At 48.2% G+C, this 25,832-nt stretch carries 25 protein-coding genes; 20 read left to right on the top strand and 5 right to left on the bottom strand.

What is annotated here, in order from left to right; translation table 11 throughout:
- Window positions 1-73: 73 nt before the first annotated feature.
- The 3 genes from GUA98_RS11715 to GUA98_RS11705 all read left to right on the top strand — a co-directional run bounded on the left by GUA98_RS11715 (window position 74) and on the right by GUA98_RS11705 (window position 2,272).
- Window positions 74-241 (top strand): hypothetical protein, encoded by a 168-nt coding sequence (locus tag GUA98_RS11715; RefSeq protein WP_167301686.1) that lies wholly within the window; start codon window positions 74-76, stop codon window positions 239-241.
- 207 nt (window positions 242-448) lie between these two features.
- Window positions 449-1,201 (top strand): hypothetical protein, encoded by a 753-nt coding sequence (locus tag GUA98_RS11710; protein WP_153977237.1) that lies wholly within the window; start codon window positions 449-451, stop codon window positions 1,199-1,201.
- Between the two features lie 108 nt (window positions 1,202-1,309).
- Window positions 1,310-2,272, top strand: coding sequence for a helix-turn-helix transcriptional regulator (locus GUA98_RS11705; protein WP_193723114.1), 963 nt, complete (start codon window positions 1,310-1,312; stop codon window positions 2,270-2,272).
- Between the two features lie 58 nt (window positions 2,273-2,330).
- On the opposite strand, the gene GUA98_RS11700 is transcribed toward GUA98_RS11705, so the two are convergent.
- On the bottom strand, window positions 2,331-3,002 hold the full coding sequence (locus GUA98_RS11700; RefSeq protein WP_193723113.1) for a 3'-5' exonuclease: 672 nt from the start codon (window positions 3,000-3,002) through the stop codon (window positions 2,331-2,333).
- A 534-nt stretch (window positions 3,003-3,536) separates the two neighbouring features.
- On the opposite strand from GUA98_RS11700, the gene GUA98_RS11695 reads away from it, so the two are divergent.
- Window positions 3,537-5,270, top strand: a complete 1,734-nt coding sequence (locus GUA98_RS11695; protein WP_193723112.1) for a proline--tRNA ligase — start codon at window positions 3,537-3,539, stop codon at window positions 5,268-5,270.
- A gap of 618 nt (window positions 5,271-5,888) precedes the next feature.
- Here the strand turns inward: GUA98_RS11695 and GUA98_RS11690 are convergent.
- From GUA98_RS11690 to GUA98_RS11680, 3 genes are all read right to left on the bottom strand, one after another.
- Complete coding sequence (locus GUA98_RS11690) at window positions 5,889-7,703, bottom strand: 5'-nucleotidase C-terminal domain-containing protein (RefSeq protein ID WP_193723111.1); 1,815 nt, start codon at window positions 7,701-7,703, stop codon at window positions 5,889-5,891.
- 181 nt (window positions 7,704-7,884) lie between these two features.
- The gene (locus GUA98_RS11685; protein WP_153977241.1) at window positions 7,885-8,301 is read right to left on the bottom strand and encodes an ImmA/IrrE family metallo-endopeptidase; all 417 of its coding nucleotides are present in this window, start codon (window positions 8,299-8,301) and stop codon (window positions 7,885-7,887) included.
- Between the two features lie 42 nt (window positions 8,302-8,343).
- On the bottom strand, window positions 8,344-8,793 hold the full coding sequence (locus GUA98_RS11680) for a helix-turn-helix domain-containing protein (protein WP_193723424.1): 450 nt from the start codon (window positions 8,791-8,793) through the stop codon (window positions 8,344-8,346).
- A 687-nt stretch (window positions 8,794-9,480) separates the two neighbouring features.
- On the opposite strand from GUA98_RS11680, the gene GUA98_RS11675 reads away from it, so the two are divergent.
- The 7 genes from GUA98_RS11675 (at window position 9,481) to GUA98_RS11645 (ending at window position 15,430) form a co-directional block, all read left to right on the top strand.
- Window positions 9,481-9,963, top strand: a complete 483-nt coding sequence (locus GUA98_RS11675; RefSeq protein WP_193723110.1) for an ArpU family phage packaging/lysis transcriptional regulator — start codon at window positions 9,481-9,483, stop codon at window positions 9,961-9,963.
- A 92-nt stretch (window positions 9,964-10,055) separates the two neighbouring features.
- Entirely contained in the window at window positions 10,056-11,726 is a 1,671-nt protein-coding gene (locus tag GUA98_RS11670) for a GAF domain-containing sensor histidine kinase (RefSeq protein ID WP_193723109.1), read from the top strand.
- A gap of 19 nt (window positions 11,727-11,745) precedes the next feature.
- Window positions 11,746-12,477 carry a response regulator gene (locus tag GUA98_RS11665; protein WP_227779588.1) on the top strand — a complete coding sequence of 244 codons (732 nt, stop codon included), beginning with the start codon at window positions 11,746-11,748 and terminating at the stop codon, window positions 12,475-12,477.
- Between the two features lie 182 nt (window positions 12,478-12,659).
- Window positions 12,660-13,235 (top strand): NADPH-dependent FMN reductase, encoded by a 576-nt coding sequence (locus tag GUA98_RS11660; RefSeq protein ID WP_193723108.1) that lies wholly within the window; start codon window positions 12,660-12,662, stop codon window positions 13,233-13,235.
- 16 nt (window positions 13,236-13,251) lie between these two features.
- A complete protein-coding gene (locus GUA98_RS11655) occupies window positions 13,252-13,707 on the top strand; it encodes a VOC family protein (RefSeq protein ID WP_193723107.1) in 456 nt (151 codons plus the stop codon).
- Window positions 13,708-13,725: 18 nt separating this feature from the next.
- Window positions 13,726-14,361, top strand: coding sequence for a VOC family protein (locus GUA98_RS11650; RefSeq protein ID WP_193723106.1), 636 nt, complete (start codon window positions 13,726-13,728; stop codon window positions 14,359-14,361).
- Window positions 14,362-14,479: 118 nt separating this feature from the next.
- Window positions 14,480-15,430: a hypothetical protein gene (locus GUA98_RS11645; protein WP_193723105.1), complete on the top strand. Its 951-nt coding sequence runs from the start codon at window positions 14,480-14,482 to the stop codon at window positions 15,428-15,430.
- A 120-nt stretch (window positions 15,431-15,550) separates the two neighbouring features.
- On the opposite strand, the gene GUA98_RS11640 is transcribed toward GUA98_RS11645, so the two are convergent.
- Window positions 15,551-16,024 carry a hypothetical protein gene (locus GUA98_RS11640; RefSeq protein WP_193723104.1) on the bottom strand — a complete coding sequence of 158 codons (474 nt, stop codon included), beginning with the start codon at window positions 16,022-16,024 and terminating at the stop codon, window positions 15,551-15,553.
- 331 nt (window positions 16,025-16,355) lie between these two features.
- Here GUA98_RS11640 and GUA98_RS11635 point away from each other — a divergent pair, with 331 nt between their 5' ends.
- The 9 genes from GUA98_RS11635 to GUA98_RS11600 all read left to right on the top strand — a co-directional run bounded on the left by GUA98_RS11635 (window position 16,356) and on the right by GUA98_RS11600 (window position 25,828).
- Entirely contained in the window at window positions 16,356-18,149 is a 1,794-nt protein-coding gene (locus tag GUA98_RS11635) for a DUF4127 family protein (protein WP_193723103.1), read from the top strand.
- A gap of 472 nt (window positions 18,150-18,621) precedes the next feature.
- The gene (locus GUA98_RS11630; protein WP_227779587.1) at window positions 18,622-19,578 is read left to right on the top strand and encodes a hypothetical protein; all 957 of its coding nucleotides are present in this window, start codon (window positions 18,622-18,624) and stop codon (window positions 19,576-19,578) included.
- Window positions 19,579-19,646: 68 nt separating this feature from the next.
- Window positions 19,647-19,847: a hypothetical protein gene (locus GUA98_RS11625; RefSeq protein ID WP_193723101.1), complete on the top strand. Its 201-nt coding sequence runs from the start codon at window positions 19,647-19,649 to the stop codon at window positions 19,845-19,847.
- Window positions 19,847-21,310 (top strand): phage tail sheath family protein, encoded by a 1,464-nt coding sequence (locus tag GUA98_RS11620; RefSeq protein ID WP_193723100.1) that lies wholly within the window; start codon window positions 19,847-19,849, stop codon window positions 21,308-21,310. The genes GUA98_RS11625 and GUA98_RS11620 overlap by 1 nt, the downstream gene beginning before the upstream one ends.
- Window positions 21,311-21,403: 93 nt before the next feature.
- Window positions 21,404-21,811, top strand: coding sequence for a phage tail tube protein (locus GUA98_RS11615; RefSeq protein WP_110821452.1), 408 nt, complete (start codon window positions 21,404-21,406; stop codon window positions 21,809-21,811).
- A 211-nt stretch (window positions 21,812-22,022) separates the two neighbouring features.
- The gene (locus GUA98_RS11610) at window positions 22,023-23,264 is read left to right on the top strand and encodes a right-handed parallel beta-helix repeat-containing protein (RefSeq protein ID WP_193723099.1); all 1,242 of its coding nucleotides are present in this window, start codon (window positions 22,023-22,025) and stop codon (window positions 23,262-23,264) included.
- 143 nt (window positions 23,265-23,407) lie between these two features.
- Window positions 23,408-23,842: a phage tail assembly chaperone gene (locus GUA98_RS11605; RefSeq protein WP_193723098.1), complete on the top strand. Its 435-nt coding sequence runs from the start codon at window positions 23,408-23,410 to the stop codon at window positions 23,840-23,842.
- 35 nt (window positions 23,843-23,877) lie between these two features.
- On the top strand, window positions 23,878-24,000 hold the full coding sequence (locus GUA98_RS29965; protein ID WP_265333588.1) for a hypothetical protein: 123 nt from the start codon (window positions 23,878-23,880) through the stop codon (window positions 23,998-24,000).
- Window positions 24,001-24,025: 25 nt separating this feature from the next.
- Window positions 24,026-25,828, top strand: a complete 1,803-nt coding sequence (locus GUA98_RS11600) for a hypothetical protein (RefSeq protein ID WP_193723097.1) — start codon at window positions 24,026-24,028, stop codon at window positions 25,826-25,828.
- Window positions 25,829-25,832 lie beyond the last annotated feature (4 nt).

Raw genomic sequence — 25,832 nt, 5'->3', positions numbered from 1 at the left:
AATGACGAAAATAATAAAAAATAATAATATATCCGATTTTAGAATAAGATCGTGAATAAAGGAGAAGAAATATATGTACACAACAGAGCAAACGACACCAACCAAGACGATTATGATTACCGTAAACGGAGAGCCAATCGGGCGTAAACTAATCATTGATAGCGTGACTTACGCGCCAGTGAGAGAACCGGAATGGGCAGCATCCATGACCGAAATGGGAATGAATCAGCCTACCATGTAAGTTGGGACTTGTCATAAATATGGAGCGGGGAAGCTTGGCATAATGCCAAGCTTTTTCGTCGTTTTATGTCGGATTTAGACGGATTTAGGGATGTAAAAACATTTTAATGTAAAAATATTATGCGAACATATGTTCCGTGACAATATAGTGTCCATTCACCCTGATAACTTATAAGATAATACACATAAATCGGGGGAGAGACTACCAGTGAACTCAGTCTTTGAAGTATGTTATTCGTGGAACAGAGAGGCCATACCGACAGGGGGGGCCGACCCCGTATATATGATGGTGGAATGGCGTTACGGGGCCCCTGCCAAAAGACTTAGGAAAGTAGCACCTAAAATTGTGTCGAGAGACATGGAACTTTTGCTCAAACCGGAATTTGGAATTGAACTCAAAGGGATTTATGGTTGCCGATCAAAGGAGACTGACATCGGCTATATTCTGCGGCTCGGCGATGTATACAAAGGGGAGAGTAAACAGATTCTCCTCGAATTTGCCATGGGCCCTCGTGTGTCTGGAAAAGCAGCCATATGCTCTGCCTACTGGAGCACACGCAAAGTGAAGCAGAGTCAGAGAGTACTGCTGCGCCGTGAGCAATTGTATATACAATATACAAGCCACCTGGGGATGTTAAGGCAGCCGGAGGACCCGAAGGTGGAGAAGACGATTAAATTAAGCGAGACCGTGCCGTTGATCAAACAAGCCCTGCGGGCCTATGAAAGAGGTCGTGCGCAAGAGGGAAGCAATCTGCTTCGCAGGCATGCAGATGCCTTGCTGATTGAGGCAGCACGAAAGCAGGATCTGGATTATTACCAAGAAGCGGAAATTGTGGAGAAGCTGCGTTACCACTACGGAATCACGTATGGCGGAGCGTACAATAGCCACGAAAAAACCATGTTATGTGAGCAGGAACAAAGGACTATTGAGAATGATATGATAATGAATGTTTCTACATAGAATTTAAAGGTGAAAATAAAGAGTGAGTCGAATGTACTATATATCATGATTAACAATTGGATGGAGTTGTATCGATTTTTTTGACAACTTAGTGGAGGGTCCGGCAAAATGACAGACCGACTGATCCGATTAATGCGCATTATAACTCTCGTGCAGGCAAAACCGGGAATACTGGCCCGGGAGCTGGCCGAGCGATGCGAGACAACGGAAAGGACGATATATCGCGACATGGAGGCCCTCAGCGCAATGCATATTCCGATCGCCAATATGGGACACGGGAGAGGTTACATGTTTATCAGCAACTTTGCCATGTATCCGCTCAACTGGTCTGATGAGGAGGCTCACGCTTTTGCTCATTTGGCGGAGGTTATGGATGATATTCGTCCTTATCTGAAGCCTGCCTTTGAGAGCGCCTATGAGAAAGTGGTTGCATCGAATCAGAAGAACAAAACGGAGCGGGTAGAGTGGTCAGAGCAGATTGGCGGTTTATTTAAAACAGGGCTGCCTGCCTGGCAGAATGACGGCGATGAATGGAAAAGCAGTTCACTGGTAACTTTACTTCAAGCTGGCATGTCACAAAGCACAATTGAGGCAGAATATCTCACTCAAAACATGAAGAAAGTGGTGCGGCTCGATCCGTATTGCTTGATTCCACGTGAGTACCGTTTTGATCTATTGGCATACTGTCATCTTTCGGAGGCGCTACGGATTTTTGAAGTAGAGAATCTGCAAAAAGTACGGATTCTGCCTCGTACATTCCGCAAAGACGACTTTCTTTTGCAATCCCATTTCCGCAAGTCGGGAGCCTGTCAAGAACAAGAATGGATTGCGTTCAAGATCCGTTTCTCCCGCGATGCTGTTGAGCATGTGATGCAGCAAAAATTTTTGGTACGTCCCATTCTCACGATGGAACCAGAAGGAACATTACTGCTGGAGACCATTTTGGATGATGATCAGGAATTTTTGAGATGGCTTAGTCAATATGGGCCGGAGGCAGAGATTCTTGAACCCGAGGGATACCGAAGTGTAATGAAAGAACGCCTGCAACGCTGGCAGCAGTTGTATAGCTAATGCCCAGCGTGGACAGGCGTTCTTTTGCATCCATGATTAAGAGGAATGATAACACAGCTTATTCATTGGTTTTGAACAGATGAGCGAGATTACCGAAGGGTGAATCTTTCACATCGTCTTCTGTGCTGCTGGAATACACCACCTTGGAAGCAACACCTTCATCATCGGCGGCACAGTTGGTTTCCAGATTAAAGCGGTCGAATTGATGCATAAATACTTTGGCGGTATTGATGGCGTCATCGAGTGCACGGTGCTGGGTGCCATCGAACTCGATACCGCATAGTTCGAGTGCTTGAGCCAGTCCAAGCTGACGGAATTTGCCTTCCTTGCGAATGGTTCGCGACCACTGCTGCTGCAGGTCATTGTGATTCGTGATCCAGGCAACATCAAGCTGGTGTGTACGACAATGGGAGATCAGCTTGCTGCGGTCATCGGGTCCCCAGGAACACATGTAATAAACTTCGCTTCCCATCCAGGCAATAAAGTTTTGGAGTGCTTCAGGAAAAAGAGGAGCAGCATCAATATCTTTTTGCGTAATTCCGGTAAATTGAATGGTGTCGGTGGACAGTACCGACTTATTCGAGGGACGAACATAAGTATGAAACGTGTCGGATACATATAATCCGTCAGGTCCTTCCTTCACTTTTACCGCACCGATATCGATGATTTCAGAAGAGTAACGAGCGTTACGGCTAACCGTAAACTCAAGATCATAGATAATATATGGCATAGGACAAGCTCCTTTATCAATAATACATGTTCTCTATCTCTCTATATTACAGGGAAGCCAGCGGGATGTCAGCATCACCTGCGGAATTCTTCCTGCCCGTTATCTACCTGTAACGCAGTAGTTGACAATTGCTTGCAAATGCACTAATGTGATCAAAAATGATAACAGCGATTAGCGAGGATATAATTGCGCCAGCCAGCTTCAATCAGAGAGGGAACCGATTGGTGAGAGGTTTCTGCTGCTGCTTCGTAATTCCCACCTCGCGAGCTGCGGAAGAGAATGCCAGCAGGCTGCAACCTCCGCCGGACTGGGCCCGTTACGCCTCAGAGGACTGCATGATTTTCCGTATTGCCTATTGGGAAACGGGATGTTTGTTCAGCATGCCCGGGGGAACCCGAGACGTGTGAATGAACATAACCATGCAGTTAAATAAGGGTGGTACCACGACACATTCGTCCCTTGACGGATGTGTCTTTTTGCTGTTTATCCACTCATTTTGCAAATATGATCAGGAAGATAAGGAGTGTGGAATGGATGCGTCAAAGTGAAATGCTTGTTCCAACATTACGTGAAGCGCCGGCAGAAGCGGATGCAGCGGGACATCGCTGGCTGCTTCGTTCAGGCATGATTCGCCAGCTGGCGGCAGGGATATACAGTTATTTGCCGCTGGGGCGGCGTATACTGCTCAATGTCGAGCGGATCGTTCGTGAAGAAATGGACCGTGCGGGTTGTCAGGAAGTGCTGCTGCCTATTATGCAGCCGGCAGAGCTGTGGGAAGAATCGGGAAGATACAGCCAGTACGGCCCTGAGTTAATGCGTTTGCAGGATCGCCATGATCGGGAGTTCGCCCTCGGACCAACCCATGAGGAAGTGGTGACTGCTCTTGTGCGTGATGAGGTCAATTCCTATAGGAAATTGCCCTTCACGTTGTATCAGATTGGAACCAAGTTCCGGGATGAACGGCGTCCAAGATTCGGCTTGCTGCGTGGCCGCGAGTTTATTATGAAGGATGCGTACTCTTTTGCTTCCGACTGGGAAGAGCTGGATCATACGTATCAGGCGATGAATAAGGCATATTCACACATTTTGGAGCGCTGCGGTCTGGAATATATTCGTGTGGAAGCAGATGCAGGTACAATCGGCGGTCAGGGAGAAACACACGAATTCATGGCACTGGCTGATGTGGGAGAGGATACGATTGTATCCTGTAAGCAGTGTGGGTATGCAGCGAATCTCGAGAAGGCCGGATACCAGACAAATGGAGCTGTAACCCAGAATACAGCTGAATCCCAGTCCAATGCCGCCGACCCATCGCTAATCCGAATCCATACACCCGCCATTCGTACCATTTCCGAGCTCAGTTCCTACGTCGGTGAGGGACCGGAGCATATCATCAAAACACTGCTCTATCAGGCGGATGGTCAACTGATTGCTGCACTTGTTCGCGGGGACCACGAAGTGAATGATATTGCGCTCAAACACGTATTGGGTGCCGAGGAACTCATTCTGGCTGACGAAGAAGCGCTGGCAGGACGTTCTGATTTGAAGGTTGGTTTCCTGGGACCTGTCGGTCTGGATCTTTCACTCATCGTGGACGTGGATGTGGCTGCGATGGGAAGTGCTATTACCGGGGCCAACGAAGTTGATATGCATTTGTCGGGTGTTCGCCCGGGGATGGATTTTGCCTTGAACAAAGTTGAACGAATTCGCTTTGCGGCTGACGGGGATAACTGCCCTTCATGTGGGGCAAAGCTTGTATTCACCAAAGGCATTGAAGTAGGCCACATTTTCAAACTGGGTACCAAATATAGTGATGCCATGAACGCTTCATTCTTGGACCGGAATGGTCGCCAGTGTGCCCCGGTGATGGGATGTTACGGTATTGGAGTGTCCCGTCTGATGGCTGCCATTGCCGAGCAATATGCTGGAGAGGACGGAATAAAGTGGCCGGCAGCTGTTGCGCCATATCAGATTCACCTGATCCCCGTAAACTGGAAAGATGAGCAGCAGCGTCAGCTTGTCCTGGAACTTGAACAGCAGCTAGGGGATGCGGGTTACACGGTGCTGACGGATGATCGGGATGAACGTCCCGGGGTGAAGTTCAAGGATGCGGAACTCATTGGTCTGCCTGTGCAGATCGTGGTTGGCCGGGGCGCTGCAGAACGGAATGTCGAATTAGGGTCCCACACTCTTGCCAGTAAAGGGGAAACCAAGCGGATTAGCATGAGTGTGGAAGAGGCATTGACTCATGCCAAGGAAGTGCTCTAGTCCGTAGATATTCTTATTTGTCCGAATGTCAGTCCACTGTAAATTCGTGTCATAATGAGACATATTTTATAGGTCCGCATATTATGGAATATTCCATTTTTATGGGATATTTTGAAATAAAGCACTAAAACAAGGCCTATAGACATATGAATTAACAGGAACATATGCATGATGCCGTACAAAATGACTACTCTTTACTAATGTGAATCATGTATTTTAACTTTTTGAAAAGTACACGTCCCACAGATGGGGTTGAAGTATGGAAAGACGTGCAAATATGCAAAGCATTTTTGGTTATTTTGTTTGTCTGGAAAGCGAACGAATCGCGCAGTAGTGGCAATTATGCGCATATTTTCTATAGTTCACCATTAGGGACTCAGAGAGTGTGTATGCGATAGAATAGGTTTGAAGATTTATTTTTGCCGCAAAGGTATTTCAATCGTTTTTGCCTAAAGGGCTTACAAGGGAAAGGTGAATTATTGCTTTTCAAATGAGAAGCAGAAAGGGTGCTCCTTCAGCCAGAATGGCTTGAGGAACACCCTTTTTTCGATACTGCTATTATTACTTCTGATTCAATCGATCTGTGGAGCAGGTCACACTATTCGAATATTGGTTTGCTTAAGAAGCAGCAGGCAGCTTCAGTTGTTGACCAGGATAAATCCAGTGAGGATTTTTGATGCTGTTCAACTTTTGCAGCGCTTGCCAGGTTGTGTTGTATTTTTTGGAGATGGAGTACAGGGAGTCTCCGGATTTTACAACATATACTTTGGCAGGAGCTGGTTTGTTTGGTGCCGGTTTTGATGGTGTTTCTGGTTTTGGTGTTACCGGTTTTGGTGTTTCTGGCTTCGGTGTAGCTGGAGCCGGTGTCTCTGTCTCTGGAGCTTCCGGTTCAACTACAGGTGTTTTTGCTTCCTTGATACGGCCATCAGTTTTGATGTCCACAGCGCCAAGCTTCTGCATGTATTCAATCAATGCTTCGTCCATTGCACCGTACATGCCGGAGATGGTGTATTTGTTGAACATGGTATACTCGTCACCGCCAACAGCTGTGAAATCATTTGTAGCCAGTGTATACGTGGCTTCCGGATCAAGAGCTTTGCCGCCAATCGTCACGGAATGTACACGACTGCCTTCAGCAGCTGAAGTATCGATACTGAACGTCATGCCAGATACTTGCGGGAAACCGCCGCTTGGTTCCGGGTAGGAGGCTACGCCGTTTTCAAGGGCTGCCAGAACATCAGAGCCTTTTACATCCAGCGTTACAACCTGATTACCAAAAGGAAGTACAGTGATAATGTCGCCTTTGGTTACGATACCTTTTTCAATGGAAGCACGGATACCGCCGCCGTTCGTAAGTGCGATATCTGCATTGCTGACGTCACGAATGGCATCTGCGAGCAGGTCACCCAGGTTAGTCTCACCAGCACGAACTTGTTCGCGTTTTCCATCAAGCAGGATTGCTGTATTGGCGACTTCTTCCTTAAGAATAGGTTCTTGTTCTTTTTGAATGGAGTTCACGAGTGCTGCTACTTTCTCATTCGGTTTAATATCTTTGGCTTCTGTTTCATCAATCAATGTCGCTTGTTTCTTCGTTACCTTGCCACCGTCTACCCACAGATCGATGACACCTACGAAGTTGGTGTACTCTCCGGCACTCGCAATCAATGTTCCGTTGTCGGATACGAGACCATCCTGGAGAATGGTGTGGCTGTGTCCGTCGATGAATACATCAATCCCCGGAACTTCTTTTACCACTTTGAAGCTAGTGTCTGTACTGGAAGCATCTTGTCCAAGGTGTCCCAGAACAACTACCACATCCACTTTGCTGCGAATTTCGTTCACCAGAATTTTGGCTTCTGCAGCTGGGTCAGTAATATCAAGACCTTCAACATTCTTTGGATTCGTTTTGTACATGGTTTCAGGTGTAGTCAAAGCGATGATTCCGATTTTGATACCGTCAACTTCTTTAATAAGATAGGGATCAAAAAGACGAGTTCCGTCTTTTTTCTTCACGTTCGCACTGAGCATTGGAAAATTCATCATGTCCGCAAGCTCAACAAGGTGCTTGGAACCGTAGTTGAATTCGTGGTTACCCGGAACGATGGCCTGGTAGCCCATTTCATTCATGACTTTGACGATACTCTCGCCGTTCACGAGTGTTGCAAAGGTTGTACCGTGCACAGCATCTCCTGCATCAAGCAAAAGGGTATTGGGATTCTCGCTGCGGTATTTGTCAGCAATCCCTGCCACTTTGGCATAGCCCATTGCAGGTGATGCTTCAACTGCACGTGCATGTGTGTCATTCGTATGTAGAATCGTAATGTGTTTACCCGTGCCCGGAGTTGTATCCGTTGCAGCGGCCGCAATTCCTACACTGCCAAACAGTAAGCAAGCCGTTAGCAGAAGTGAAACGTAAGTCTTCCAGATTTTCATATGAATCTGTACCCTCCCAAAAATATGATCTGCCTGAGCTCTCGCACAGTTCAAATTGTATTTTAGCAGACTATGATTAGGAAATCTCGTGATTTACGTAAAAATAGGTAACCTGAAAGTGACATGTAAATCAAGCGGCTGGGGAATAAAGTTAATTCTCATTTGAATGAAACATATGTTCTTATATCGAGTAAAAAAAATGCTGCGCTTCGCGCGGCAGTCCTGTACGTAAACAGTATTTCTCCAGGGATTCATCAGGTTCCGGCATGACTCCTGAGGTCAATAATTGAATGGCAAAACGATTGGCCTGCCTTTCGAGCTTGCCGGGAGCAAAATAGGAGTGTTCCTCCAAAAAGAAACGATTAATGCCTTTGTGCAATCGGTCATGTCCAAGTTCATGAGCACATACAAACCGCTGCCATTCCGGCGGAAGTTCACTGTGAATGACAATAAATCTGCGGCGGAGCTTGCGGAAATACAGCCCTTTGGTAGACTTGCCCAGATTGGTGAAACGGATCTGTATTCCAATGGCTCTGGCAATGCTGAAGGGGCAGTTGGTCCGGTGTTTTCGAATCAGCTTTGTTACCATCTCGTCCATATCATCTCACCTGCTGCTTCATTGTAATCAGCTTTCCATGCCTCATTGGCGGCTGTCCGGTTCATCGTTTTTCTTGCGTTTGTTCATCTGCTTGGCTTCCCAGAACAATCCGGTCAGTACATCCTTGATACGTTTTTTGTCTTCGTCATCCAGTGGAATTCCGTCAAACATCAGATCGTCTTCGTCCTCGAGCATTTTCTTGAAATCACGCCGGTCTTTGTACGTCGCCCATTTGGGAATGTCCTGAGCTTCGCTTGCTCCATTTGCTACTGCCTCAATATACCCTGCCTGTTTCATCATGTCGGCATAGGGAACGGAGAGGGCATCTGCCAATTTGCGAATCGTGGCTGGTTTAGGAACACCGCGGACTCCATTTTCAATGCGTGAAATTTGCGAGTTGCTGATTCCTGCTGCTTCGGCGAGCTGATTGATGCTATAGCTCTGCTGTTCCCGCAGTTGTTTCAGATAAGGACCAAAAGCGTGCTCCACAATTCATGCCAACTCCTTCAATTCGTATAAGCGTATTAAATAGATACTAAGAAACACTCCATGCCCTATGATCTGCTGGTGCCCCGTTCCGGCTACGGATCGTTCTTCCAATCGCCGTTATCCCCAGATTTCCTTGATCCCTTATGAAAGGGAGAAATCCGGTGATAAATGCGAACGCTATCGCTTTTTCAGAATCGATTCCGTCTCCTCCACTACTTCCACACTTCTAGAGGGCAAACCATGTCCACATTAACATTTAAGTACATTCTTAATATTTATAATAGAAAGTCGCCTATGCGAGGGATCTGTAATTATCTGTACTATAACGTATATATACCATTAGGTAAAGGGAATTGAAACAATTATGCCAAAAGGTATAGAGAATAAGAGCGAGGGTTTTATTTTATCGGCAAAATGACCCAAAATGAAGGTTTACTCTAATCTCCAATAAGTGGTATCCTCAAATAGAAATACGAACAAAATACGAACATAACATTAAATTCAAACGATTTATATGTACTGGAAACCGGAACACTCAATGTATGAAGCCCTGCGGAAGTGATTCCAAAAGGCAACACAAGAGACCTGGACAATGGCCGTTATTCTCTAATCAGACTGTATAACACTCATAAAAGAAGTGAAGCTTAGCGTGTTTCATTTTATACCAAACTCTTAAGGAGGAGAATGAATATGGAATTATTGCTGCCTGAACTGGATCGACGCAAAACGCAAACGGCTGTGGAAGCCGCGCTGGAGAAATACCGGATTTATAAAACGATTGCCTTTGAAGAACGTGAGGTCATGGTCACGGCGAGTTACACGGAGCGTTTCCACGGGCCTACCAATGTCACAGGGGATTCAACCGCCAGAACGGCAATCTACAATGCGGATGTACAGCGTGCACGTCAGGCGTACTGCGATACAATTGATTACATCGTGTCTCGTCTGAGTGAGAAGGAGCGGGTACTGGTATGTGAACGGTACCTGAAGGATGATGACGTGTTTGATTACAAGGTGTACAACCATGTATTTGATCCGCCTGTGAGCAAGGATACGTACACCAAAATCCGAACTCGTGCCTTCTATAAAATGGCCCTTGCCTTATCCGATCGGGGACTGATTAATGTGGAGCCGCTCTCCATATCCCGTAAGAGCCGCCAAAAGCTTGGTTGAAAGGATTGGAAGTTCGTCCTTTAAACTCCTGAAATGATTGTATACAATAATGAAACAACAACACTTCGATGGAATAAAGGAGAGAAATCCGCATGCCGCAAGATTCCGGAATGCAGGAAATGTACACGCTGAAAACCATTGCGGAGACGCTGAACACATCCAATGATCTGAGCCCGATGCTGGATACGGTAGTAGGCAAGCTGCTGGAGCTGACGGGACTTACGACAGGCTGGGTGTTTCTCATTCGTGAGGGCGGAGAATATTCATGTGTATCGGACTATAACCTGCCGCCGGCTCTGCTTCATCAAGACAAGGAGCCCATGCGCTGTGGAACATGCTGGTGTGTAAACCGTTTCCGGGATGGTAGACTCGATAATGCCGTCAACATTATTAACTGCAAACGGCTTGAGGATGCCACGGAGCATCAGTGGGGAGACACGCGTGACATCACCCATCATGCGACGGTTCCGCTGCGATCGGGTGAGAAAATGATAGGATTGCTCAACGTTGCCGCACCAGGCAAAGAGCATTTTAGTGAAGGGGAGCTGGCGCTTCTGCAGGCCGTAGCCTATCAAATCGGAAGTGCCATGGAGCGCATGAGATTATATCGCGGCGAGCAGAGAAGAGCGGATCAGTATGCCAGGCTGGGGGAGTTCAGCAGAGCGCTGGGGCTGGAACTGAACGAGTGCAGCAATGCTGACGATATGGCCAGAACGGTGGTCAAGCTGCTTGGACAGCATTACGAATGGCCTTTTGTCGCTCTGATAGCTCAAAAAAATGGAGCTCTAAGTATTCAAAAGGCGCATGCCAGTACCTTGGAAGACTCATTGCTAGTGAACGAGATACCTCCGGAGACGGATCGCCTACTACAACGTGTGATTCAATCGCATCGCGCCGACATATTATCAGCAGCCGAGATGGTAGAATTGTCTCAGGTTTGCGGCACAATGCCTCCCGACTCCGTTATGTCTTCAGGTCTGGCTGCGGCCATACCACTCAGCCCTCCTGGGGAAACAGCCGTGCTGGTCGCCCAGCTTGGTTCGGAAGTGGATTCTCTTCTGTCAGACCGTGAGGTGATAGATGCGCTGGCAGAACATATTACAGCCTCTTGGGAAAGTCTGAGACTCGTCGAGAAGCGCCGTGAATTAACCCGTCTGGAGGAGCGAAACCGACTGGCTCGGGATCTTCATGATTCAGTAAATCAAATATTGTTCTCGCTCTCGTTGACCGCCAAGGGAGCAGAGAGCATGTTGTCCGGTACAGCAGAGCTGCATCTGGCAGCTGAAGCGATGAGAGATATCCGTTCGTTATCCCAAGAAGCTCTGAAGGAAATGCGAGCGCTGATCATGCAGCTTCGGCCCGCCGGACTCGAATCCGGTCTGCTAAGTGCACTGCAGGAGTATGGTACGAATCAGGGGCTGCAGGTCGTCGTTAACCGAACCGGCATGCGCAGCCTGCCTCGCAATATAGAAGAGGGGTTATGGCGAATTGGACAGGAAGCCCTGAATAATGTACGCAAACATGCGGAAGTTACAGCGGCAGATATTACTCTCCAGCTGGGGGATACCGAAGCCGTGTTCATTATTAAGGATCGGGGAAAAGGTGGAGCCAAAAGAAAGCAGCCCCTGCCTGCCCGTTCACTGGGGCTGTCCATTATGAAAGAGCGGGCGCATTCGCTGGGAGGCAAGCTGGATCTTATAAGTTCATCCCGTACGGGAACATCGGTAACGGTAGTTATTCCACTCCCGTCCGAATTGGGTTAATGTCAGGGGGAGACACAACATGCCGATTACAATTTTGCTCGCAGATGATCATGCCATGGTTAGACGCGGACTGCACGTGTTTTTGTCCACGCAGACAGATATGAAAGTGGTGGGCGAAGCCTCCAATGGGCAGGAGGCGATTGAACAGGCAGAGAAGCTGCAGCCCGATGTGGTGCTCATGGATCTGCATATGCCTGTGCTGGACGGGATTGAAACCGCCAGACGCCTACGCACGATTTTGCCTGGAATTCGCGTGATTGTGCTCACGTCGTTTTCGGATCAGGATCACGTTATTCCTGCCGTGCGGGCTGGGGTCAAAGGGTATCTGATGAAGGATATTGAACCCGAGGATCTTGCCGTTGCGATAAGGAATGTGCATGCAGGACAGGCCCAGCTTCATCCTGCCGCGGCTGGTCAGTTAATGCATGTAATGGCTTCATCTGAGATACAGTTAGAAGCGCAGGATACGGTACGCACAGATTCAGCAGCATACGGGAAAGTTCAGGATTATGAGAAGCTTAAGCAGCCTTTGCGAGTGGAAGAAACTTCACCGAGTCTGGATGCGCTGACCCGCCGCGAGCAAGAGGTATTGGCCCTTATTGCACAGGGACTCAGCAACAAGGAGATTGCGGTTCAGCTCGTAATAACAGAGAAAACGGTAAAAACACATGTCAGTCATCTGCTGGATAAATTGGGATTGGCCGATCGTACGCAAGCAGCCATCCATGCCGTGAAGAACGGCTGGGTCTGATGGATTCGATCCCCTTCTCAGCCTAAAGTCGTAGAAACTCAACCGAAAGGTTGAGTTTTTTTGTGCTGCAAGTTAAGTCTATCTGCTGACGAACTGGAAGAAGAAGCAAGGTAAGATAGAGACAGAAGAAATGAAGGTTGATCATGGAATACAAACCAAAAAGAGGCAGGAGTGTGACATAGATGAAGATTATCGTATTGGCAGGAAGCAACCGAAAGAATGCAACCAGTACACGTTTGGGGGAATATGCGGTCGAAGTCATGCGCAACCAGGGTCATGAGGCGAGCCTGTTTGATCTGTATCAGACACCCGTTCCATTCTACGCACCGGATGAGAAGCAGGCAGAGGATCACAACCTGGCAGAACTCAACTCGCGCATGCTCGCGGCGGACGCCATTATTTTATCCACGCCAGAGTATCACGGCAGCATCAGCGGGGTGCTCAAAAATGCGCTGGATCATCTGAGCCAGGCACACTTTAGCGGCAAACCGGTCTTGTCGATCAGCTCTGCGGGAGGAGTGGTGGGGGTTAGTTCTCTTTTGCAGCTGCAGGCCATCGTTCGCAATCTGCATGGGATTAATGCACAAGAGTGGATCTCCATTGGGGGTGCGCAGCGGAGGCGGTTTGAAGCAACCTTTGACGGATATGAGGAATATGAAGGCAGCCAGGACATTGAGGAGCGAATTCAGCGAGTGATTGGTTCGTTCCTGAGCCTGGCCCAGATATTAACATCTGCGCGGAAATCATCCGAAAGCTGAGAAAGAGGTTATGAACATGATTAAAGGCATATTTGAAACCCATTTGAATGTAACGAATCTGGAGAGATCACATCATTTCTATGAACAGATTGTCGGTTTGCCGCATGCTTATGGGCAGAAGGATCGCGGTAACTCATTTTACTGGATTGGTGGAGCGGGGAATGCGATGCTGGGGCTGTGGGAAAAAGAACCGGAGCAGGTGCAGCGGCAGCATTTTGCCTTTCATGTATCGCTGGAGGACATGAAGCATGCTGTCACCTATCTGGAGGGGAAGGGAATTCCAACGCACAACTTCCTTGATGATGATATCGGTGAGCTGTATGTATTCGGCTGGATGCCGGCTGTATCGGTATATTTCAAGGACCCGGATGGCCATTCTCTTGAATTCATATCCATGCTTCCGGATGAAGCGAAGCCGGAGCTGGGTATGGTGCCATGGAGCACATGGGAGAAGATGCACGGACGGGCGTGATGGAGAGGAGGCAGTCATATGCTATTTGAAGAAGTGAAGCTGCACACATCTCGTTTGGCTGAGATTAAACCGTTCTATAGGGATACGCTCGGACTGAAGGTGGATGCTGTCTCCGATACCTCATTCACACTGCAGATCGGCTGCACAAGAATGATATTTGTCCAGAGCGAGACGGAACATGAGCCCTTCTATCATTTTGCCTGGATGATTCCGAAGAATCGTTTTCAGGAGGCCAAAGCCTGGGCAGCGGCACGCGTAGAGCTCAGTACGCAGGACGGAGAGGATGAAACCTTTTCAGAGAACTGGAATTCCCATTCGCTCTATTTCGAGGATCCCGCTGGTAACATTCTGGAACTGATTGCTCATCACAATACTCATCATAAGAGTGAACGTCCTTTCTCCGCGGAGGATCTGCTGCAAGTGTGCGAAGTAGGGCTTGTAACAGAAGATGTATTGTCCACGGTGGGAGAATTGGAGCGAATGGGCTTAAACCGATGGAGAGCGATAAGTGAAACCTTTGCCCAGGTAGGAGATGTGAGTGGTCTGTTTATTGTGGTGAAAAAGGAACGGATCTGGTTCTTTTCGGAGCAAAAAGCACAACGATTCCCGCTCGAAGTTGTCGTACAAGGTGTCGGCAGACTACAGTTTGGGTAAATGATTGAAACTGGGAAGCGAAACGGGCATATATGCACGATTTGATTCATTTTATAGAAGTAAACACAATGTAAACATGGTGTAATGAATTTAAATTCGGTGAAGGAGTGATGACGTTATGGATCGACGTTTGTTGGAAGAGGGTCTGAGGGTCATCGTTTCGAGTCGGGAGCGTACAGGTGACCTGTGGCATGCCCACTATGGAGCAGGAGCGATTGCCGCTTATTTCTGGGTTCGGGAAAATCGTCTGTCTTCCCTTGCGGCGGGCAGTGTTACCGCTGAGGCGAAAGCCATGCTTCGCAAGCATGGAGTGGATCAGGAGCAACAATCGGCCCGTGATGAAATACTCGAACGGGAAGAAGCCGAGGCGCGGATCACAGAAGCGCTGGATCGTACGATTGGAGAACTTCACTGGGTTGGACACCAGGCAATCTATGGTGCGCTTACGCTGAAAGCCATTCGCGAGCTGGATGGCTGGGGCACTGAGCAGGATATCGAACGGATGGTGGAGCTGATCGATTCGTTTGAGAAGACCATACCGGGAAGATCGTGGCTGAACACAACGGTTAAGGAAATCCGCAGTCTGCAGATAGATGATACGGATAATTTTCCTCGAATTGACGGACCGGAGCAGCTGTCCCGGTTGATTCTGGATGAGCTGGGAGCGTTCCCAGCGATCTATCAGGCCGAGTCCCATCATGATCTGATCGGTCATATGCTGACCTACGGCCATGCACTCAATATCTTGCATGAGCTGGGTTATCCGGCACTGTTTCACAAAGGAATTCCACCGTTCCTGACGATGATAAAGGCCCTTCGATTGAGCCGGGAAGCGGTACGTGAAGATGGACAGTGGACATTGCAATCTCCAGTCGACGTGCTGCCGCTGGTTCCTGCCGAACGTTCGACGGCTCTGCCGCACGAGCTGGAATACTGGCTAACCGACCGTCGATCCCGCGATTGGAACGCAGGCCATGTGTTCAAATTTCCGTTCAGCTTTTATCATCATACTAGAAACGGTCATTCGTTCCCGGAGAGCTGGGAGAATTTCCGGTATATTATTGCTTAAGAATTAAATGTTAAGGCAATCGCTCAGGGCATTTAAGAGTACATGTTATGCGATGGCAAACATATAAATGATGAAGAGCACTGCCTGAAATGGCGGTGCTCTTTTTTTGTTTTAACGAGGCTAGAATTCAAGGATAAACAGGATAAGAAGGACACCGGAGAAGACTAGGAAGGGAGGTTTAATGGAAGGTTTGTGAGCAGCCCAGACACCCCAGGAACTCATAACTGCGATACTTTCCCAGAACACTAGTAATGGGATGCCTTCAGGTGTAAACGGAAAAGAAAGTCCTGGCAGCCGGGAAGTTCCTGAACCCATAAGAACCGTAGTCATATTCACGGGGATAAGGGATAAGAGCATATAGAACAGGGTTTGCAGCCAAAAGAAATAGATCTTTAGTACACGTAAAAAGATAACTGTAAGCAGATAAAACAGTATAACAACGGACGAAAATGTTGCAGCAGTCCATCCAAGAAGGGGGACAGTTAATACGTTCGTATCCTGGTAGAGAATATACATCGTCATGGTGTACATAACGGGTCCTGCCATATAACAGGGTATGGCTATCCACAAATAGAACCAATCCGATGTTTTCATGATATCCATCCTTTATACAGTCTTGTTTATATATATTAAACGTACAATATAAGCATAATGTTTGACGATCGTAACAGAGATTACCTGGAACCGACTTTTTACCTCCCGGAGGGCAACGACAATCAGACGGAAACCGTACCTTTCACCGTCAGCAGAGCCGGAAAAAGGGTGTAAGATTGTATTATCGGATTAGCAGCAAGGGACACAGCCGATAGCACATACGCTAATGTACAGCCGGCCTGGGGGCCGGTTTTTTGATGCGGTGATGGTGAGCTTGCTCTAATCGGGTACTTATGTAAGACAGAATTCAATAAACAGGAGGTTACATGATATGAAAACCGTATTGTATGTTCCGCTGGATGACCGCCCGGCTAACTTGGATGACGTCATTGTTCAAGGGAAGGCAGCAGGCATCCATATCGTTACGCCGAACCTGGGTGATATTCAAAACCGTCTCGATTCGGAAAAAACGACAGAAGGCACAACACTGCTCGGCACATCTGCACCTACGTATGGTATCCCGACCAACATTTATACGTTTATTCTGCAGCATGCTGCCCAAGTCGATGGATTCATTATCTCATCTGATATGCTGGCCTACGGCGGTCTGATTGGCAGTCGTCAGCTTCGGGAAGACGGAGGAGACGCATACCCGAACTACGATGAAGAAACGACGCGTCTGCTCAATGTGATTCAAGTGATCAAGGAGAAATATCCGCGTAAACCGGTGTATGTCATGGATACGGTCATGCGTCTGGCGACCACTTCATTTGCAGACGGTCTTGCGCTCGACGCCTACAACGAATCCCGTGCACTCATGCAGCAGCCGCGTCAGGCTTATACCGAGTTTGAGGACATTATTAACGGCTACAACCTGTCGCCAGATGGTGTGGAGTATGGTGAAACGACCTTTTTCAATAAAGAGCAATACTACAACACCAGACAGCACAAGTTCAAAACAAACCTGTACATTCTGGATCAGCTAGCCCGCAAAGGGTACATTGATTTCCTCGCTGTAGGTGTCGACGATGCGAATACACAGGGGGTTCAGATTAACGAGATTAACTATGTTGAAGCACGAATTAACGAATGGCTGGGGGGAACTGACGGACAAAATCCCGAACGGGCCATCATCCTTCCGGATGCGGACGGTCTCGGTCATGCCCTTGTGGCGCGGATGGCGAATCAGCTGCTGCGAGGCGGCGCGAAAACACGTTACGCTGTAAATTATTATGGCCCTCATGGTTCCACAATTATTAATACCTATGAATATATGGACGTTCACGAGAATGTAGCTCGCCATATTGATATTGTAGGCGGGGTGCTGGTATCGGATGCGGCTTACCCAGGAGATGCTGAGGGAACCACTTCGCTTGACATGTCCTCGGAAGTGGATAGCATGACCAACGGGCCCTCAGGAAAGCCGGGACCAAAACCAGGTGTGGATATCGAGATTATTGCGATTACGGCGCTGGATCAGGTCCAAGCCGCGGTTGAACGGCTGACGAGCATTAGTGAGCAAGGATTGCCGGCGGTGCTGATTGATTTTGTCGGAAAAGGACCAGCGAATGTGGATGTAGCGGAAGCACTGCTGAACAGTCCATATACCGGCCGGGTACTTGGTTGCAGCGCCTGGAATACACCGGGGAACAAGATTGGCCTTGCGGTAGGCATGGGACAATCCCGATATGCTTTTGTCACCACAGAAAAACGCGCTTCTGCTCTTCACGAAGCTGTTGATGCGCATGGATCATTGCTGTTCAAACGGTTCCTGAAAGATTACTACTATAAAGCTGTAGCGATCGCGGATATCCGCACGTACTCCAGAGCTCACGCGCTCTATACCAATGTGGCTACCCTTGCGGACCAGAATATGGTGCTGTTCAATGCCGAGGAAGATTATGCACACCTGCAGACGCTGCTTCGGGATCTGATGCAGACGTACACCGCGGGTCTCGCAAGCAAAACGGCCTTTGCTCAAGGTAACGTGGCGATCAACCAAATCCGCAACTGCGATGTGTTGTATGCGAAATATTGCCATGCTGTACTCGACTATGCCAATCCGGATTTCATCTGGGGACGTGCATTTGAAATTACATTGAGTCCGCAGGTTACGTTGAAATAATGTGAACCTATAAACTTTACACTAGACCACTACGATTGCAGAACCATCTTACGATCACTGTTATCCCCGGCTTTTTGTGATTCCCTTCTCTAAAGGGAAAAATCCAGTGATAAACGCGACCGCTCTGCTTCTCCAGACTGATTCTGCACTCTTCGTTCTCGTGTAAATGTTTCAGTTCATCTTATATTGTGAGAAACGTGGACTCGTCTTTTTTCCGCCCCAGACACTCCCTAAACCACACGGAAGTCATCCGATTCGCCGTCCGCGCTAGGGAGAAAAGGGTGTAAGATTGTATTATCGGATCAATCGCAAACGGACACACACCGAAAGCTCATACGCTTATGTACAGACCGGCCAAGAGGCCGGTCTTTTTGATGCGGTGACTCGTGTCCGGCATTGATCTCGGTAGTTATCATATACTCAGTCACTGAGAACAAGGGGGAGTCTTAGGCTGCCGCATGGCTGCTGCATCATGCGAACAGATGACAAGAGTGCAGCTGAAGGGGGCGAAATGAATGTGTCTATGCAAAATGAAACAAACGTTACAGCTATAGGGGCAAACCAAATGAGTGTGGCGGTGAGACAGACGCTGAAGCAAAAGCTTGCAGCACTCGTTCCGGCATGGGAAGGCCGGGTGCTGGATGTCCCTGCACAGGGTGAGGTTCTGACAGGGCCTTGTGCGGTCGTTGCTTTTGCCGAAGAAATACCCAAGTCTGCTTGGGCAGGGTACCGACGAATTATTAAAATCTCTCCGTACGTTCGCCCGGAAGATGGTGGAGCAGAACGGCTGGAAATGTGGTCCGCGGAGCTGGTAAAGGGACTTCATCAGGTACGGCTGGAGGACGAGAAGGGTGCAGCGTTTACCTGCATCTATTTCGGATCATCCGACTATGACCGGGTGGACGCCGGATCAGGCATGCTGACGCGAAGTTTGCGGTTCGGGATGTATATTCCTGAATCCACCAATAACCATACTGCTTCAGGTACATCGGATTCATGGATGGCTGCCCTTCAGGACTGGACACAGTCAGCGCTTGGTTCCGAATGGTCCGTGTATGGCGACGTCTGGCCCGGAGGATATGAGACACCTTCCGTGCTGTGGCGATTGACGGGTTACAGCTCAGCTGCTGCAGGCACTTCGGCGCTGGAGATGCGAAAGCAGTGGACGGGACATGTTGTTGCTGCAGGTGAAGGGGTCACCCGTCATACCGTTACAAGTCTGGTCGAGCAACTGGCTGTACAGACCCGTATTGCTCTGGCAAATGCAGAGGATACCCGGTACCTGACGGTGGAGGAGGTTTCAGCTGATTTGCAGGCAGATGCTTACCTGAACGGGCAGATTCGTCTGACCCTGCAGCAGCGATCCCGTCGTCCGGCGACGGATGTACCGTTGATCCGCGAGATTCATCACAGTAAGGGAATCGATTAGTCTTGAATGGCAAGGAACCGTCTCTAGGGTGGAAAAGTATCCGTAATTCGAAGATGAGGTGAATGGCAATGGCAAGCACCGTAAAAAAAAGTAAACAGCCTGACCCGCAATATACGCGGGTGGAACTGATGAATCATGCGGAAGCCCTCTTTGCCGTTAAGGCAGAGGTGCTGCATGGTGCGCTGTACGAAGCAGCGCAGCAGACGTTTTCCATTGAGGAAACGCAAGTAAGAATCAACCAATTTATGAAAGCGAAGGTGAAGGGATAATGGCAGGCGGAACATGGGAGCAAACGAATCGTCCGGTCCTTCCGGGCTTATATATGAATTTTCAGGCGGCAGCATCTTCAGCCATTCAAGCAGGTAATCGGGGAACGGTTGTCGTTCCGGTCAAGGCGAACTGGGGTCCGGTGGGAACCTTTGTGGAAGTCGGAAGCGAAGCGGCGATTGAACGTATTTATTCTGCACATGCGCTGGATAATGGGACAGCCTATACTTCTTTGAAGCTTGCTCTTCTGGGTGGTCCGAAGAAACTGCTCGCCTATCGGGTAGCAGGCGCCACGGCAGAAGCAGCCAGTCTAACGTTGAAGGACAGCAGCGATGCGGACGTATTACAGCTGGATGCCAAGTATGCGGGAGATCGTGCAAACGGATTCTATGTCACCATTCAGCCGGGTGTAATTGATAATACGAAGCATGAAGTGCGCCTGTTTGAAGGAAATCGGATGTTGTATGCACTCCTTACCGCGGATATCTCGGCAGCATCTCTAGCCAAACAGATGAATGAGGACGAGCGCAATGAGTGGGTAACGGCTCAAGCGATTGGCGATGGTACGGGTGTGGTTGCGACCGTGTCGGGTGCGGCTTTCAAAGGTGGTGCGAGCGGTAACGATGACCTGACCAACGCGGAATATATTGCGGTTCAGGGTGCACTGGAAGGCGAGCAATTCGACGTATTGGCACTGGATCATGCGGCAGATGCGCCTTTGCTGGCAAGCTTTGCGGCGTGGGTGAAACGTGTACGCAGCGAGGGGAAACCGGTGATGGCTGTATTTGGCGGTTCCATCGCAGAGGATACGTCAGCAACGGCTGCACAGAAAGCGGCCGCCCGTTCACTGACTTTGAATCACGAAGGTGTGATCAATGTCGGTACCGGTGTGCGTCTGGGGGATGCGTACTACAGTTCAGCGGAAACATCCGCTTATGTCGCCGGTCTCATCGCTGGACAACGTCTGAATGAATCGACAACGTACGCTCCTTCACCGTTCGATGATGTCACACGCCGCTGGACTCGTGCGGAACAGGAGCAGGCAGTACAGAATGGCGTATTTATATTCTTCCATGATGGCCGCCAGGTGAAGGCGCTTCGCGGTGTAAATACACTCGTGACTCCTGCTGCCGGACAAAATAACGCATGGAAAAAAATCCGTTCCATTCGTGTGATGGATGCGATTAGCACAGACTTGCAGCGTTCTGCGGAAGATACGTATATCGGGAAAGTCAACAATACCGAAGAGGGTCGCCAGGCACTGATCGGTGCAATGAAGGCTTATCTTGCGCTGCTCGCACAGAGCAATGTGATTGAGGCTGAGGGGTATGATGTCATTCTCGACCCAGCCTATTATGGCGCAGCCCCGATCCTGAAACCGGAGGCAGATCAGGTATTCCTGCAGTGGAATGTGAAGCTAACCGATGTGATGGAGCAGTTGTTTGGTACATTTTACATGCAATAAGTCGTGTAGAAGAGCAGGGCGAGAGCTTAGCTTAGTTTAGTTATGAGTTGAATTTGTTTTTTCATTCGAAAAGATCCCAAGGAGGAATTTTACATGTTGGATGCATCAAGAGTTATTCTCGGTACCCATGGTCAGCTGCATATGGATGGGGTGTGGCAGACAAATATTAACAAGCTGGAAGCCAGTGTGGAAATTGAAAAACGTGAGCTGAATCTGGTCGGAAATGACTGGAAAGTTCACAAAAATGGCGCGAAAAAAGGAACAGGCACAATGACAGGTTACAAGGTTACTTCCGACATGATCCAGCGCGGCTTCACCAAGTTCCAAATCATCTCGAAGCTGGACGATCCGGAGTCGTATGGACATGAGAGTGTTCTGCTGAAAGGCTGCATGGTGGACAAAATCCAGCTTGCAAACTGGACAGCGGGTGAGGAAGTACCGGAGGAAACAGGCTTTACGTTTGAAGGATTTGAACTGTTGAATCCGATTGTTGCATTGTGAAACAGTAGGTAATTGAGTAGATGCGGTTTTATTAATAGTTTAAAGAATACGTCAGGTGTTCAAGGTATCGTTAATATTAATGTTTTGGGAAAACTCTGGGATGGGGAGAAACTGTAAAGGGTTATGCTTCAATACATTCCGTAACAAGGACATCAGGGTCAGACCAGCAGAATTTGCATAGAAAAACAAACAAAAAATGGAGGTTTTTAATATGGAAAACGTGCATGTGTCTATCGAGAAATATATCGATTTGGTGTCTAACCGTACAGATCCAAGATCTGAATGGGATTGGACTGAAGCTTTTGATGCGCTGATGAATGACCCCGCAGTACAAGTGTTTCTCCCACCAGGAGCTTACCGTGTAAGATTCCCAAAAGCAATTACAAAACTTAAAACGATCAATGGTGAAGGTGCAACGTTGTTCTCCAAAGGTGCACTCAACCTTGAAGCTCATGGTATTCGCATTATTGGTTTGACCATTGCAGGTAAAACACCAAACGGCATTCAACTAAGTGAAGGTCATGGTATTACGCTGTTTGGAGTAAATAATATTGAGATCATTCGTTGTAATCTCCAAGATATCAATCAAAATGCTATTCAGTTCAGTAACCAGGTGAATTACTCTACAAATATCAAGATTGATTCTTGTAAGATCAATAACATTGGTATCAATACAACGAAGATTGAGACAGAAGGCATGGGTATCTATGTACAACATGCCAAAAACGTTCTGATCACAAACAGTGTTATTTCTCGGACATATGGCCAGTCAGGTATCATGGTTCAAAAAGCTAATACTGTTGCAGTCGAACACACGTTGATTGAGGACACCAAATATCGTGGAATCCAAACATTTGCAGGGACTAGTTCCACAGATGTAACAGATGTCATCAACAACATTATTATCTTCAGATGTACGATTCGTCGTACAGGTGAACTCAATCAGACAGGCAATGGATTGGCAACAAACGGAATCTTTATCCGTAATCCCAAAGGTAGACCTGAGGATGTAAGAATCACGCATACCTTGATCGAATACTGTGGAGAGAATTTCATTGAAGGAACATTTGATGCTCAGTTCAATACTTTTAAGTTCTCTGGGTGGTATGATTCCCTCGCGACTCCATCGAAAGAAGGATTGTACCCACACTCCAGAGCTATCATCGCAAACAATAAAATTATTTCCGCTAAGAATGAAGGCGTGAAGCTTTTCGGTAATCGCGTTGATGTTATCGTTCAAGGTAACCTGATTATTGATTCAGGAATCTCTGGTGTACTTGTACAAGCTCATGGTGCAGGCACAATTGCTACAGGAATCATTGTTGTAGATAACATTATCCGTGATACCACAAAACAAACTGTTCGTGGCGTTGAGTTGGTAGCAAGTCAAGGTGGCGTTCTGGACACAGTCAACATTATCAACGAACGGAACCACGTATTAGGAGTTTCCTAAATAAAAAAACTATCAAGAGATGAATTGAAAATGACTTAACAAGATAGGGGCACACATGCAGGCTGAGGAATCTCGGTCTATTTGTTGTCCCTAATTGTTGAGATGAGTTATCCAATTGTGAAATGAGAAGGAGATTGCGCCCTATGAGTATGAATGAAAACATGTCCGAAGAACAGATTCTGGATCAGCTGTTTGAAGCAGCAGAACGTTTGCCGGAAGAGAATGTGCGCATTCAGCGCCTGGAACTGATGTTGACCCTGCGTGGACTGACCTCCTCCAAAGTGGATCAGATTCGCGAACGCTGTACGATCCGCAAAACGACAAAAGGACGTACGGAAGAGAAGGTAGATACCGAAACCTTTAACGCACTGCTGATCTCCGAAGCCACGGTGAAAATGAATGTCCGCGGTCTGGAACTGTCCGGATGGGGAGATAACCGTATCACAGGCCGTATGAAGCTGTCCGGTGGAGAACAGGCGGTTCGCCGCATGCTGCTTGCGGGTGAACTGGATGCTGTAGGCGACAAGGTGCTGGAGCTATCCGGCTTCGGTGTGGAGATTGAAGACCTAAAAAACTGATACACTCCGGCGGGATGACCACGTTCCTGTATCACATGTGGGTTCGTCACCATCTTCGTCCCGGAGAGTTTTGGTCTTTGCCGCGAGGGGAACGCTCGCTGCTGCTTGCTTTTTCGGAAGAGGAGATGGCAGCACTGACTTCGCAAATGAATCGATAATTAGCTTGGAGAGGAGGTGAAAGGAATGGCAGAAATGATTGTAGGTTTATCCAAATCCAACGCGGAAATGCGTACAACCATCCGTTATCTGGATCAGATCCAGCGTTCGACTGAACGTCTGGGCAGGGTACGGTATCAGAGTCTAATCAAGGTAAACAATGAACTGAGAACAACCGGACGCAGGCTGGAAAGCATCTATAGTACGGCTGTTCGGTTAAGCAGGCTGCGAATCACACCGAAGATTGGGCTGGATGATCAATTAAGTCCGGCATTGGACCGTGCAATCGCGAAACTGAATAGTTTCCGTAACCAGATGGTGAAGGCTTCGGGAACGGTGTCGGTGGAGGTGAAGCAGAAGGTTGAAGTGGCGATGGGGAAGCTGAGTCCAGCATCGAGCGGGCCTTCGCTGTCTCTGAACATTGGGAGCAATAATAATACGATAAAGAACGCGCCGAAGGAAGAAGAAATTAGTTGGATACGGGAAATGGCACAAAAAAGTAATGATTTTCTTGATCCATTAAATAATGCAACAGACTTACTCGGAAAGTTTGGGAAAGGTGTTAAGTTCTTCTATGAAAAATCTAAAGGGAAATCAAGTTCAAGCAATACTTCACAATGTTGCTGCTGCTCTGGCGGAAGCCTTGTAGGAAGACTTTCAAAAGGCGGAGCTAAAGGTGGCAAAACCAAAAGTGCAAGTGGTGGGAGTGCTAAAACTGTAGCCGCAACAGAGGGAGGAAAAAAAGGTCCTTACAAGAGCGGTTCCAAGTCCTACCAAGAACGTGCGACTGGAACTGCAAAAACGCCTGCTTCTGATCCTGCGAAAAAAATCATAACCAACATCTCTGATGCTGAACAGAAGAAGCTGAAAGTGGACTTTGATCAAAAACTGAATCCGAATCGATTCGGATTTAGCGCAAATGCTCCCTCAGGTTCGCCAATGTCCAATATGTCTTCGGGCAATGGTATGTTCAGCAAACTGAGCGGGGGACTCGCAAAGGGAGCGGGTAAACTTCTTGGACCCATTAGCATGCTTGCCGATGTAGCCAATGTTGCCACTGCTCCTCCTGAGGAACGAGGCAGAGCAGTCGGATCCATGATCGGTGGAACTGCTGGTACCGCGATTGGTAGCGCCATTGGCAGTTTTATTTTGCCTGGTATCGGCACGTATATTGGGGGTGCATTAGGTGGATGGGCCGGCAGTTCCGCGGGAGGCTGGATCGGGGATAAGGCCAAAGATATTGGAAACTTTATGTCCAACGCTACGGAAGGTGCAGGTAAAGCGTTGTCGACTGCAGCGGATTTTGTTTCTGAAAAAACGAAGAGCATGGTGAGTGGTATATCCAATTTCTTTGGCTTTGGTTCCAAAAAAGAAGAAAAGATCGTCTCATCTACAACCGTTGCTAACCCAACTCCAGTACCCACTGGTCCCTCGATGCCTCCGGCTTATATTCCATCTGCGCTTACCATAACTGGGCCTATGGCTTATGCAAACAGCATGGGCGGTCAATCCACGACTGCTGCTCTTATGGGAACAAGTGTGATGCACTCCCAAGCGATGGCGATCGGCAATGGAGCCCAGACGAATGGCAAATCGTCTACGATGTCGGTACAAATATCAGAAGACCAGATGAGCAGTCTGGCCGGTTACCTTAAGGATTTTAAAACCGAAACGACCAACCAGATCGCCGTCAACGTGCCTCAAGGGGCTGTGCAGGTGACTGTCCGTGAAAATGCCATCGACTACGATGCGATCACACATCAAGTTGGACAGCGAATTTCGGGAGAGTTCCGCCGCGCGATGGAAAACCGTAAAACCATTATGGCCTAAGCAG

It is taken from the genome of Paenibacillus sp. P13VS (assembly GCF_015143645.1).
Classification (GTDB): domain Bacteria; phylum Bacillota; class Bacilli; order Paenibacillales; family Paenibacillaceae; genus Paenibacillus; species Paenibacillus xylanilyticus_A.
Note: the sequence above shows the minus strand (reverse complement) of the source record. Positions and strands in the feature narration are given on the sequence as shown.

Coding starts and splice junctions, on each gene's coding strand:
- GUA98_RS11715 (WP_167301686.1), top strand. CDS start 74: ATGTACACAACAGAGCAAACGACACCAACCAAGACGATTATGATTACC.
- GUA98_RS11705 (WP_193723114.1), top strand. CDS start 1,310: ATGACAGACCGACTGATCCGATTAATGCGCATTATAACTCTCGTGCAG.
- GUA98_RS11700 (WP_193723113.1), bottom strand. CDS start 3,002: ATGCCATATATTATCTATGATCTTGAGTTTACGGTTAGCCGTAACGCT.
- GUA98_RS11695 (WP_193723112.1), top strand. CDS start 3,537: ATGCGTCAAAGTGAAATGCTTGTTCCAACATTACGTGAAGCGCCGGCA.
- GUA98_RS11690 (WP_193723111.1), bottom strand. CDS start 7,703: ATGAAAATCTGGAAGACTTACGTTTCACTTCTGCTAACGGCTTGCTTA.
- GUA98_RS11685 (WP_153977241.1), bottom strand. CDS start 8,301: ATGGACGAGATGGTAACAAAGCTGATTCGAAAACACCGGACCAACTGC.
- GUA98_RS11675 (WP_193723110.1), top strand. CDS start 9,481: ATGGAATTATTGCTGCCTGAACTGGATCGACGCAAAACGCAAACGGCT.
- GUA98_RS11670 (WP_193723109.1), top strand. CDS start 10,056: ATGCCGCAAGATTCCGGAATGCAGGAAATGTACACGCTGAAAACCATT.
- GUA98_RS11665 (WP_227779588.1), top strand. CDS start 11,746: ATGCCGATTACAATTTTGCTCGCAGATGATCATGCCATGGTTAGACGC.
- GUA98_RS11660 (WP_193723108.1), top strand. CDS start 12,660: ATGAAGATTATCGTATTGGCAGGAAGCAACCGAAAGAATGCAACCAGT.
- GUA98_RS11655 (WP_193723107.1), top strand. CDS start 13,252: ATGATTAAAGGCATATTTGAAACCCATTTGAATGTAACGAATCTGGAG.
- GUA98_RS11650 (WP_193723106.1), top strand. CDS start 13,726: ATGCTATTTGAAGAAGTGAAGCTGCACACATCTCGTTTGGCTGAGATT.
- GUA98_RS11645 (WP_193723105.1), top strand. CDS start 14,480: ATGGATCGACGTTTGTTGGAAGAGGGTCTGAGGGTCATCGTTTCGAGT.
- GUA98_RS11640 (WP_193723104.1), bottom strand. CDS start 16,024: ATGAAAACATCGGATTGGTTCTATTTGTGGATAGCCATACCCTGTTAT.
- GUA98_RS11635 (WP_193723103.1), top strand. CDS start 16,356: ATGAAAACCGTATTGTATGTTCCGCTGGATGACCGCCCGGCTAACTTG.
- GUA98_RS11630 (WP_227779587.1), top strand. CDS start 18,622: ATGCGAACAGATGACAAGAGTGCAGCTGAAGGGGGCGAAATGAATGTG.
- GUA98_RS11625 (WP_193723101.1), top strand. CDS start 19,647: ATGGCAAGCACCGTAAAAAAAAGTAAACAGCCTGACCCGCAATATACG.
- GUA98_RS11620 (WP_193723100.1), top strand. CDS start 19,847: ATGGCAGGCGGAACATGGGAGCAAACGAATCGTCCGGTCCTTCCGGGC.
- GUA98_RS11615 (WP_110821452.1), top strand. CDS start 21,404: ATGTTGGATGCATCAAGAGTTATTCTCGGTACCCATGGTCAGCTGCAT.
- GUA98_RS11610 (WP_193723099.1), top strand. CDS start 22,023: ATGGAAAACGTGCATGTGTCTATCGAGAAATATATCGATTTGGTGTCT.
- GUA98_RS11605 (WP_193723098.1), top strand. CDS start 23,408: ATGAGTATGAATGAAAACATGTCCGAAGAACAGATTCTGGATCAGCTG.
- GUA98_RS29965 (WP_265333588.1), top strand. CDS start 23,878: ATGTGGGTTCGTCACCATCTTCGTCCCGGAGAGTTTTGGTCTTTGCCG.
- GUA98_RS11600 (WP_193723097.1), top strand. CDS start 24,026: ATGGCAGAAATGATTGTAGGTTTATCCAAATCCAACGCGGAAATGCGT.